Source organism: Listeria fleischmannii subsp. fleischmannii LU2006-1, from assembly GCF_000344175.1.
In the GTDB taxonomy this organism is placed as follows: Bacteria; Bacillota; Bacilli; order Lactobacillales; family Listeriaceae; genus Listeria; species Listeria fleischmannii.
On sequence record NZ_ALWW01000097.1, the window covers coordinates 1 to 556 of the forward strand.

Annotated in this window: 2 protein-coding genes; both read left to right on the forward strand. The window is 43.3% G+C overall.

All coding sequences use genetic code 11. The annotated features are described in order from the left end of the window. Positions 1–486, forward strand: a 486-nt coding sequence (locus LFLEISCH_RS14420; RefSeq protein ID WP_007478149.1) for an isopeptide-forming domain-containing fimbrial protein, incomplete at its 5' end; no start/stop codon positions are given. Between the two features lie 11 nt (positions 487–497). Then, on the forward strand, positions 498–556 hold a 59-nt coding region (locus tag LFLEISCH_RS16570; RefSeq protein WP_420912446.1), incomplete at its 3' end, for a hypothetical protein.

Sequence of the window (556 nt, forward strand, 5' to 3'; positions counted from 1 at the left end):
TTCCAAAAGGCCTTCTTAAGTCAAACAAAAAAAGTGGATCATCATGATGTAAAACAAAATGAAGAAGTCACATACACGATTGAAGCAACCAATAGTTTAGCCAATACAACCTTGCATAATATACGCGTGAGTGACCCACTTCCTGCGGGTGTAGAACTGGTACCCGGGAGCGTAAAGGTAGATGGACAAGCAGCCATAAATGAAGGAGACCCGGGACAAATCAAGACAGTGATCCCCGAAATCAAAGGGAACCAAACGGTTCCAATCACGTTTAAGGCCAAAGTGACACAGGGAACAGACGGAACTATCACGAATATCGCCACTTTAGTCGATCCGGCTGATGAAAGCCATCCACAAAAACCACAAGCAGATATTCAAGTGGTGGATTCCAAAGGCCTTCTTAAGTCAAACAAAAAAGTGGATCATCATGATGTAAAACAAAATGAAGAAAGTCAACATACACGATTGAAGCAACCAATAGTTTAGCCAATACAACCTTGCATAATATACGCGTGAGTGACCCACTTCCTGCGGGTGTAGAACTGGTACCCGGGAG